The organism is Plasticicumulans lactativorans (assembly GCF_004341245.1).
Classification (GTDB): domain Bacteria; phylum Pseudomonadota; class Gammaproteobacteria; order Competibacterales; family Competibacteraceae; genus Plasticicumulans_A; species Plasticicumulans_A lactativorans.
In genome coordinates this window covers 1-9,125 of record NZ_SLWY01000017.1, presented here as the reverse complement: position 1 = coordinate 9,125, position 9,125 = coordinate 1, and the positions used below count along the sequence as shown (strand labels likewise).

Genomic DNA, 9,125 nt, shown 5'->3' with positions numbered 1-9,125 from the left:
CGCGGCCTACACTGGCGACAACGCGGCGGCACGGTGTCGTCGCGCTTGCGCGCGGGGGCGGTCATGAGCACGAAGAAGGTCGACGGGGTGTTCGAAGGCGGCGGGGTCAAGGGCATCGGCCTGGCCGGGGCGCTCGCCGTCACCGAGGAGCAGGGCTACCGCTTCGAGAACGTCGCCGGCACCTCGGCCGGGGCGATCATCGCGGCGCTGGTGGCGGCGGGCTACAGCGCGGCCGAGCTGAAGGCGGTGATCGACAACCTCGACTACCGCGAGTTCAAGGACGAGAGCCTGATCGACCACATCCCGCTGCTCGGCCCGGCGCTGAGCCTGGGCTTCGAGAAGGGCATCTACGAGGGCGACTACTTCGAGGAGTGGATACGCGAGAAGCTCGCCGCCAAGGGCGTGCACACCTTCGCCGACCTGCGCACCGCCGAGACCGACGCGCGCTGGCGCTGGCGCCTCAAGGTGATCGCCGCCGACATCAGCCGCGGCAAGCTGCTGCGCTTCCCCGACGACGCGGTCGACTACAAGCTCGACCCCGACGACCTCGACGTGGCGCGCGCGGTGCGCATGAGCATGAGCATCCCGTTCTTCTTCGAGCCGGTGGTGCTGAAGTCGAAGGAGGGGCGCAGCTGCTACATCGTCGACGGCGGCGTGCTCAGCAACTTCCCGGTGTGGCTGTTCGACAGCGATGGCGAGCCCGCATGGCCGACCTTCGGCTACAAGCTGGTCAACCCCAAGGAAAACCGCCCGCACCAGATCAACGGCCCGCTCACGCTGTTCGCGGCGCTGTTCAGCACCATGCTCGACGCCCACGACGCCCGCTACATCGAGGACCAGCACTTCGCCCGCACCATCCCGATCCACACCGGGCACGTGCGCTCGACCGACTTCGACCTGAGCAAGGCCGACGCCGCCTGGCTCTACGCCCAGGGCCGGCTCGCCGCGCGCGAGTTCTTCGACCGCTGGGACTTCGAGGCCTACAAGCGCCAGTGGCGCCAGGGCGCCCCCGACAGCCGCGCGCTGCGGCTGTGAGCGGCGCGGGGCGTCAGGCGGCGGCCGGGGCGGGCAGCGTGGCCTGCACCCGCGCCAGCGCATCGGCGGCCTCGGCGGGGTCGAAGTCGGCCTGGTAGCGCTTCTTCACGCCGTAGTCGGCGAGCACGTGGTGCACCGCGGGCACCACGCCGTGGCGCGCCAGCGTGTGCCTGACGCAGGCGAGCGCGCAGCCGTCGAGGGCGACGACCGGCCGCCCCGAGGTGGCGACGCGCACCAGCGCCGGCACGTCACCGCCGACGCCGGCGATGCACGACATCTCGGCGTGGCCGCCGCGGTCGAGCGCGAGCGCGAGGTGGTTGGCCATCTGCGCGGCGCTGGAGCAGCCCGAGCAGGAGTAGACGAGGGGCAGGGTGCGGTCGCGGGGGGGCATGGCGGCTCTCCGTGATGTGGTGATGCCGCCAGTTTATTTGCCGCATCGTGGTGCGGCTTGAGGTGGATCAAGCCGCACCGGCGCGAAGGAGGTATGCCGGGCGGGGCTGGCCCGGCAGGGGCGCGCGCCTCAGGTGCCGTAGTGGCGCAGGCGCGCGGGGTCGAGCACCTCGATGTGCTTGCCGTCGATGCGGATGATCCCCTCGTCGGCGAGCGCGCGCAGGATGCGCGAGAAGGTCTCGGGCTTGATCGAGACGCGCGAGGCGATGACGTTCTTCGGCGTCGACAGGTCGATCACGTGGCGGCCGTCGGGGGTCTGCGCGATCTGCTCGTCGAGGTAGTGCACGACGCGGAAGCTCGCGTTCTGCAGCGTCAGGTGCTCGATCTCGTTCAGGCGTGCGTGCAGGCGCATGCTGAGGTCGCCGAGCAGCGAGAAGCACAGCCGCGTGGAGCCGCGCAGCAGGTCGAGGAAGACGCGGCTGTCGAACGAGCACACCTCGCTCGGCTCCAGCGCGCTGGTGCTCACCGGGTAGTCGTGCCGCTGCATGAACATCACCGCCTCGGCGAAGGTCTGGCCGGGGCCGGCGATCTCGACCACCTTCTCGTTGCCGTCGAGCGACACGCGATAGAGCTTGATCTTGCCGCTCGCGACCAGGAAGAAGCGCTCCGCCGGCTGGCCAGCGTCGAACAGGCGCTGGTTCTCGTCGAGGCGCAGCACGCGCATGCCGGCGCGGATCTGCGCGAACTGGGCGTCGTCGAACGGCACGAACAGGTAGTTGGAGCGGATCAGGGCGTCGAGCGCCGCGGAGGCGAGGGCGTGCTGCATGGCGGGGGCTCGGGGGGTGGCGACCGCGCGGCCGGATTGGTTGACGTTAGCGCAGCGCCGGCGCAGCGACGAGGGCGCTTGACCCAGCGCAAGGCGCGCACGGGCGCGCCGCCCAGAATCGGCCGCAGCGCCGCCGCGCAGGAGGAGGGCCCACGATGAACCCGCATGTCTCCCGCCCGCTTGCAGCACGCCGCCGCGCCGCCGCGCGCGTGCCGTCGCCCGGCCCCGCCGCGGGGTCGCGCCGATGAGCGCCGCCCGCGAACGCCTGCTCGACGTCAGCGCGCTCGAAGCGCCCGAGCCGCTGTTCGCCGCGCTCGACGCGGTCGATGCGCTCGGGCGCGGCGAGTACCTGCGCCTGCGCCACCGCCGCGAGCCGCATCCGCTGTACGCGCACCTGCTCGAACGCGGCTGCGCCTGGCGCGTGCTCGACGCTCGCCTCGGCGCCTACGAGGCGCTGATCTGGCGCAACGACGACGCGTGCGCCGCTGCCGCCTGCGCCGCGCCTGAAGAAGACGGCTGACGCGCCGGCCTCACTGCACCAGCGGCGAGGGGCTGCCTTCGAGCGTGATGCCCTGGATGTCGGCGCGGCCGACCAGGATCTGCAGGTACTGGCGCAGCGCGGTGTGGCGCACCGCCTCGCGCAGGTACTGCGCCACGCCCTCGCGCACGTCCTCGTACGGACGCGGATCGCCGATGATGCGCCGGTGCAGGCGCACCACGTGGAAGCCGAAGCGGGTCTCGACCGGTTCGGCGCGCAGCTCGCCGTCCGCCATCCGCATGAGCGCGTGCTCGAACTCGGGCACCGTCTGTCCCTGGCTGAGCTGGCCGAGGTTGCCGCCCATCACCTTCGACGGGCAGTCGGAGCGCAGCGCGGCGAGTTCGGCGAAGCGCTCGGGCGTCGCGCGCAGCTCGGTGAGCGTCGCCTCGGCCTTGGCCCTGGCGGCGGCGCGCTCCTCGGGCACCTCGGGCTTGGCGACGAACAGGATGTGCGCGACCTCGAACAGGTCGGGTGCGCGAAAGCGCGCCGGGTTGGCGTCGTAGTAGCGCCGGCAGGCCGACTCGTCGGGCTCCGGCAGCGCCACCTCGCGCTCGACCAGCGCGGCGATCAGCGCATCCTCGGCATCGGCGCCGGTGTCGGCCCTGGGCTCGACGCCGAGCCGGTGCGCCTCCTGCAGCATCAGTTCGCGCAGCACCAGCGCCACCGCGGCCTGGTGCTCGGCCTGTTCGCGCGACGGCGCGGGGTGGTGCTGCATCTCGGTGTGGATCGCGTGCAGCGGGATCTCGACGCCGTTGACGGTGATGGTCATGGGAGCAGTGTTCCGGTAGCGCTCTGGGGCGGCGCAGCATACCCGCTTCAGCGCGGTGCGCGCGCCGCCGGGTCGAGCGGACACACCAGCGGCAGGAACTCCTGCCGCCGCGGCGAGTACGCCAGCAGTGCGCCGGCCTCGATGTCGAAGTACCAGCCGTGCAGCGTCAGCCGCCCGGCCTCGACCCGCGTGCGAATCCACGGGTAGCTCAGCAGGTTGTCGAGCGACAGCAGGATGCTCGCGAGCTCGCAGGCGCGCTGCTGGTCGGCCTCGGGCCGGTGCGCCAGTTCGCGCTGCACCTTGGCCTTGGCCGGTGCGGCGAAGCGCATCCAGCGGCCGAGGAAGTCGGTGTCGGGCGCCACCACCTGGCCCTGCAGCAGCGCGCGGATGCCGCCGCAGCGCGCGTGCCCGAGCACGATCACGCGCTCGACCTCCAGCCCGCACACCGCGAACTCGATCGCCGAGCTGACGCCGGGCGGTGCGTCGGGGGTGCAGGTCGGCACCAGGTTGGCGACGTTGCGCACCACGAAGAGGTCGCCCGGGTCGCAGCCGGTCAGCAGCGCCGGGTCGACGCGCGAATCGCAGCAGCCGATCAGCAGCGTCGTCGGGTGCTGCCCCTCGTGGAGCTTCAGGCGCTCGAACAGCCCGTCCTCGCCGAAGTAGTTCTCCTGGAACTTCAGGAAGCCCGAGATGAATTTCTGCAGTTCGTGCATGGTCGGGAGCTCGCCGGGGGTGGGGGGCTGCGTTCAGTGCACGAGCCCGCTGCTCTGCGGGCCGGTCCTGCGGCCGGCGAAGTCGACCGCGTAGAGCTTCTCGATCGCCGCGCGCCCGCGCGCCTCGCCGAGCGTGCCGTCGGCCCAGAACACGTCGAGGTGCTCGTCGGCGCCGGTCTCCATCGTCGTGTCCTCCTGCGCGCCGTGCTGCACCATCGGCGCGTGGAAGCGCGCGTTGAGGAAGTCGGCGATCTCCCGCGCGCGCGGCCCGAAGGTGTTCTCGACACCGTAGAGGATGGCCTGGTGCACCGTCTTGAACGCCGGCATCGCCGCTGGGACGATGCCGAACAGGTCGTAGTCGCCGTGGATGTAGCCGTTGCCGGGGCGCGTCGCGAGCAGCTCGATCGCCGCCCGGGCATCGCGCGGGAACGCGCGCAGGTTCAGCGGGCAGAACATCAGGCAGCCGTAGTGCAGGTGCGTCGGGTCGGCCTGCACCAGGTACACGCCGCCGCGGTCGAGCGTGAAGCCGATGCGTCCGTCCTCGCTGCCGAGGCTCGACCCACCCAGGTAGGCCTTGCCCGACGACAGGTTGCCGGGGCGCGGGCGCAGCGTGCCGGTGTAGCGTGCCTTGTCCCACAGCCCGTGCTTCAGCGCGAAGCGGCGCCACTCCTCCTGCGCCTTGCCGACCTTCTCGGGCCGGAACGCCTTGTCGAAGCCCGGCAGCATCGGGTCCACCACCAGCCCGGCGCAGCGCACGACGAGCCCCGACGGCAGCACCACGTCGCGGTCGGCGGTCTTCGGCTTGCAGTCGATCGGCTTCGGCACGTAGCCGTCGCGGCCGACGTAGGGCAGCGAGGCCGGGTTGGTGCGCCGCACCAGGAGGTGCACCGCGAAGCGGCGCGCCGCTTCGCGGAACGCCTCGACGTCCGGCCGGCGGATGTGGTCGTAGATCGAGGCGCTGACGCTCATGGCCCGTTCCTGTCCGTGTGTGCGCCGTCGGCGCCGTTCAGTCGTCGTGCGGCGCGGCGTCGCGCCCGCGCAGCAGCCAGCCGGCGCAGCCGAGCACGTAGATCGCCCCGGCGAGCGCCGCGAACCGAGCCGGCCCGCAGCCGCGGCCGCGCGCCGCGGCGAAGCGGCGGACGAGGCCCGGCAGCGCGAACGCGATCACCGTCGCGGCTCCCTCAGGCGCCCGGCCGGCGCCGCGCCAGCGTGGCGGCGACGCCGAGGCCGAGCAGCGCGAGCGTCGCCGGCGCCGGAATCTCGACGATGTCGCCGCGAATCTCGCCGCCCGGGTACACCGAGGTGTGGATGTTGAAGTACGCCTGGCCCGCGCGCAGGCCGGCGACGACGGCCGCGCGCGCGGCATCGACGTTACCGCCGAAGCTCGTCAGGAAGCCGCCGCCGAAGCTGCCGGCGGCATCGAGATCGAACACGTGCGAGAACGTCCCGCTGGTGGTCGCGGGGAAGCTCGCCGGCACGAAGTCGATCGCCACCGAACTGTTCACGCCCGGCCCCGAGCAGCAGTGGATGTGCGCCGCGCCGGGCGTGGCGAGCAGGCCGCTCCAGCTCAGGTCGACGCTGAGCAGCAGGGTGTCGGTGTCGTAGACGGCCGACCCGCTGCCGCTGGCCGGCGTCGCCTTCGGCGGCACCTCCTGCGCGCCGCTCAGCCCGAGCGGCGCGGTGAAGTTGAGCAGCGTGGCGTGAGCGCCGGCACTCGCGAGCAGGGCGCCCGCGAGCGTGAGTGCACGCAATGGCATGGGCATGGCGATCTCCTCAGGTCGTTATAAGTGTGATGCGGCCCCCCGCCGCCTGCTGTGCCTGCCGGGGCCCTCGCTCCCCGACCGGCCGGACGCACTCCGCAGCGCCCCTGACCAGCAAAGGTAGACCACGCGGCGGAGCGGTTCCGGCGGCGCTCACCCGTGCGCCGTGGCTGCGCGATGCGCGGCGGCCATGGCTGTAGGTCGGGACGGGGGGAGCGGGGAGGGGGCATGAGCGGGCCCATGGTGTTCATTCGGTCACGCGCATGAAAGCGGCGCACGACGCACAGGGGAAAAACCTTGGCCTGCTTACCGCCGATGCGAACGCCCGAAGCGCAGAAACGCACCCCTGCGACGTAAAGCAAGAACCCCTCTCCCCCTGGGAGAGGGGCAGGGGTGAGGGTGCTTTTGAAACACCGTGGAAGCGGTAAGGCTGGATGCAGGACCGTCTTGCGGACCGCGGCAGGCCGGGGGTGCGCCTGCAAATGCGGTCCGCATAACGATTCTTCATGAGTCGATAACATATTGAATGTTATGTATTTTATGGCACATCGAAAGCGGGTGTTAGACGGGCGGACCACCGCAATAAAAAATAGTGCGGCGATCCGGTCCGCCTAACACAAGAAAGTACCTCTGAGCGTAGTCTTGCCAAGTGGATGATTGACATCTACTTTATCAGAAACATCCCATGACCGAGGTGTGATTAGGCGGCCAATGAGGCGTCTAATTGTAGTTCGGCAAGAGGTCGTAAATTAGGGAGTTACGAATGAATTCACAGCTTTTTGTTTTCGCGCTCGAACACGCTCGATCTTCCGATTGGGAACATTTTGAGGAGCTAAGTTCGCGGTTCTTGGCAAGCGAATTTCCCGAACTACGAACAATGGCCAATCCAACAGGGGATGGTGGCAGAGACTCAGAATTGTTTTCGCCAGCAGGATTTCCCTCTGTTGTCGCTCAGTACTCTGTGTCGAAAGACTGGGGGCAAAAAATTCGAAAAACTATTAAGCGATTAAAGGAAGAGTTTCCGACTGTTCAAGTGCTGGTGTACACAACGAACAGAAAGATCGGTGCAAGTGGAGACAAAATAAAAAGCGAAAGTATAAAGCAAGGTTTGTCGCTGGATATTAGAGACCTTTCTTGGTTCTCTGAGCGAATAGATTTGGATGATAACAAATATTCAGCGGCCAAAGCATTTTCTCAGGTCGTCGCGATACCACTGCTTGATGGACAAAAAATAATTGAGCAAAACAGACCGTCATTGACAACTATCGAGTCAAAGGCTGCGCTGATCTACTTGGCTATGCAGTGGGAAGATGAAAATACCGACAAAGGGTTAAGCAAGATAGTCTATGAGGCTTTGGTGTTATCCGCGCTTAGGAATACGAATTCAGATAGGAGGATGGTACGGCGCGCTGTCCATGAAGCTATAACTGGTTACTTAACGTCGTCTGCCGAAGATGAGGTTTCGACGCAGGTGGATGCGGCGCTTAGGCGATTAACGAAGAAAAAAGTCCGACATTGGCAGGCGCACGACGAGTTCTGCTTAGCACACGAAGAAATTGTTCGGCTTCAGGATCGACTCGTTTTAACTGAAAATCAAGAGACTGATTTTATTGATGAAGTAGAACGACTTGTTTCAATTGAATTGGGCAGTGATCCGAACTTTGCAGCGAAGTTGCGGGACTACCGGAACAGGGTTGTACGGGTTCTTGATAGTTTCCTACTCAAGACTGGCGAGGTCTTTGCGGCTTCTGTGGCCGCTGGGGAAGTTGCTGTTGTAGACAGAGATCTTCTTTATAACACGGTCTATTCTGACTTGTCCGCACACCCAAACGGATCCGTGAATTTAGAACTGTTTCCTGATGTTGCGCTGAATGTAATAGCTAGGCTCTGTGCGTCAAAAAACGATAATGTGCAGTCTCATTTGCGCAAACTATCTGACTCCTATACGTTGTTTTCGTTCTTGCGTGAAACTCCAGATGTACAAAAGGCTACAAAAAAGATCTTTGGACACGGAAAGATATGGCTCGATACAACAATTGTCCTTCCTCTCCTAGCTGAATCATTCTTTGCCGAGCAAGGTAACAAACGATACACATCAGCAATAAATAATCTAAAAGGGGCGGGCGTTGAGCTTCGAGTTACAGACGGTGTAGTTCAGGAGCTTTTGAGCCATATTCGCGTGTCGCAAACATGTTCTACGTACTCTCTTGGTGAATGGAAAGGGCGTATTCCGTATCTCTATAAAAATTACATTCAGATGGGTTGTTCACCGTCTGGTTTTCGTTCCGCGGCAGAGATTTTTCGAGGTCATGAGCGACCAGAGGATGATATTAGTGATTATCTTTTCGCTAATTATGGTATTCAAGTGGAGTCACTGGCAGAACACGCACGGGCTGTCGATAATGAACTGCGCTATGCGACTGAGCGTTTGTGGCGAAAGGCTCATGACGAACGGAGGGGCGGTAACGATGAAAGTGTAAGTCTTGGCGGGACCATTGATATTCTTATTAGGCACGATGTGGAAAGTTATCTTGGAATTGTGGGGCTTCGTAAGAGCGAGCAATCATCCGAGTTAGGATATAAGCATTGGTGGCTTACAATAGATAGTGTTGCATGGAAAATTCGAAAAAGCTTGAAGGAAGAACTGAAAGATAAGTCTGTGTCGCCGCTAATGTCATTGGACTTTTTGCTTAATTCGCTGTCGTTTGGACCGGCAAGAACAAAATTGGCACGAACTCATGAGCAATTATTGCCAATACTGCTTGATCTGGATTTTTCCGCATATTTGCCCGTGGAGCTATTAGATCTGGCTGACCGCATTCGTAAGGAAAACGAAGGCGCTCAAGATTATGTGATTAAGAGAAAGGTCCGAGATGCATGTGATCGGATGAGGGGCAAATATGGGCAACTAACTAAAACGGCGGCCGATATCGAACAAAGCGTTGCAGGTGACGCTTGACCCGTTGCTCGCGTCAAACGCACCTGAACGCCAGCGCTACTACTGATCTCTGCTTAGCTTTTTAATAAACTATGGTTATCAAAAGAACCGCCGGAGGTTGATAGCCATGTCATCGCAGACAGCGGATGGATTTGA

The 9,125-nt window shown here is 64.5% G+C and carries 10 protein-coding genes; 3 read left to right on the top strand and 7 right to left on the bottom strand.

Annotated features, from left to right (window positions below):
- The first annotated feature begins 63 nt into the window (after positions 1 to 63).
- Complete coding sequence (locus EV699_RS15245) at positions 64 to 1,035, top strand: patatin-like phospholipase family protein (RefSeq protein ID WP_132544317.1); 972 nt, start codon at positions 64 to 66, stop codon at positions 1,033 to 1,035.
- A gap of 13 nt (positions 1,036 to 1,048) precedes the next feature.
- Here the strand turns inward: EV699_RS15245 and EV699_RS15240 are convergent, their stop codons facing one another.
- Positions 1,049 to 1,426 carry a putative zinc-binding protein gene (locus tag EV699_RS15240; protein ID WP_132544315.1) on the bottom strand — a complete coding sequence of 126 codons (378 nt, stop codon included), beginning with the start codon at positions 1,424 to 1,426 and terminating at the stop codon, positions 1,049 to 1,051.
- A 129-nt stretch (positions 1,427 to 1,555) separates the two neighbouring features.
- Positions 1,556 to 2,251, bottom strand: a complete 696-nt coding sequence (locus tag EV699_RS15235; RefSeq protein ID WP_132544313.1) for a Crp/Fnr family transcriptional regulator — start codon at positions 2,249 to 2,251, stop codon at positions 1,556 to 1,558.
- Between the two features lie 244 nt (positions 2,252 to 2,495).
- On the opposite strand from EV699_RS15235, the gene EV699_RS15225 reads away from it, so the two are divergent.
- A complete protein-coding gene (locus EV699_RS15225) occupies positions 2,496 to 2,771 on the top strand; it encodes a DUF2249 domain-containing protein (protein ID WP_132544311.1) in 276 nt (91 codons plus the stop codon).
- A gap of 10 nt (positions 2,772 to 2,781) precedes the next feature.
- Here the strand turns inward: EV699_RS15225 and EV699_RS15220 are convergent, their stop codons facing one another.
- Genes EV699_RS15220 through EV699_RS15205 form a run of 5 tightly spaced genes read right to left on the bottom strand, consistent with a single transcriptional unit; the run spans position 2,782 to position 6,034 of the window.
- Positions 2,782 to 3,558, bottom strand: a complete 777-nt coding sequence (locus EV699_RS15220) for a peptidylprolyl isomerase (RefSeq protein WP_132544309.1) — start codon at positions 3,556 to 3,558, stop codon at positions 2,782 to 2,784.
- A 47-nt stretch (positions 3,559 to 3,605) separates the two neighbouring features.
- Positions 3,606 to 4,271, bottom strand: coding sequence for a carbonic anhydrase (locus EV699_RS15215; RefSeq protein WP_132544307.1), 666 nt, complete (start codon positions 4,269 to 4,271; stop codon positions 3,606 to 3,608).
- A 33-nt stretch (positions 4,272 to 4,304) separates the two neighbouring features.
- A complete protein-coding gene (locus EV699_RS15210) occupies positions 4,305 to 5,240 on the bottom strand; it encodes a hypothetical protein (RefSeq protein ID WP_132544305.1) in 936 nt (311 codons plus the stop codon).
- Between the two features lie 37 nt (positions 5,241 to 5,277).
- Entirely contained in the window at positions 5,278 to 5,439 is a 162-nt protein-coding gene (locus tag EV699_RS19990) for a hypothetical protein (RefSeq protein WP_165904165.1), read from the bottom strand.
- Between the two features lie 13 nt (positions 5,440 to 5,452).
- Positions 5,453 to 6,034 carry a CHRD domain-containing protein gene (locus EV699_RS15205; RefSeq protein ID WP_132544303.1) on the bottom strand — a complete coding sequence of 194 codons (582 nt, stop codon included), beginning with the start codon at positions 6,032 to 6,034 and terminating at the stop codon, positions 5,453 to 5,455.
- Positions 6,035 to 6,794: 760 nt separating this feature from the next.
- Between EV699_RS15205 and EV699_RS15200 the strand changes: the two genes are divergently transcribed.
- Positions 6,795 to 8,990: a hypothetical protein gene (locus EV699_RS15200; protein ID WP_132544301.1), complete on the top strand. Its 2,196-nt coding sequence runs from the start codon at positions 6,795 to 6,797 to the stop codon at positions 8,988 to 8,990.
- Positions 8,991 to 9,125: the final 135 nt, after the last annotated feature.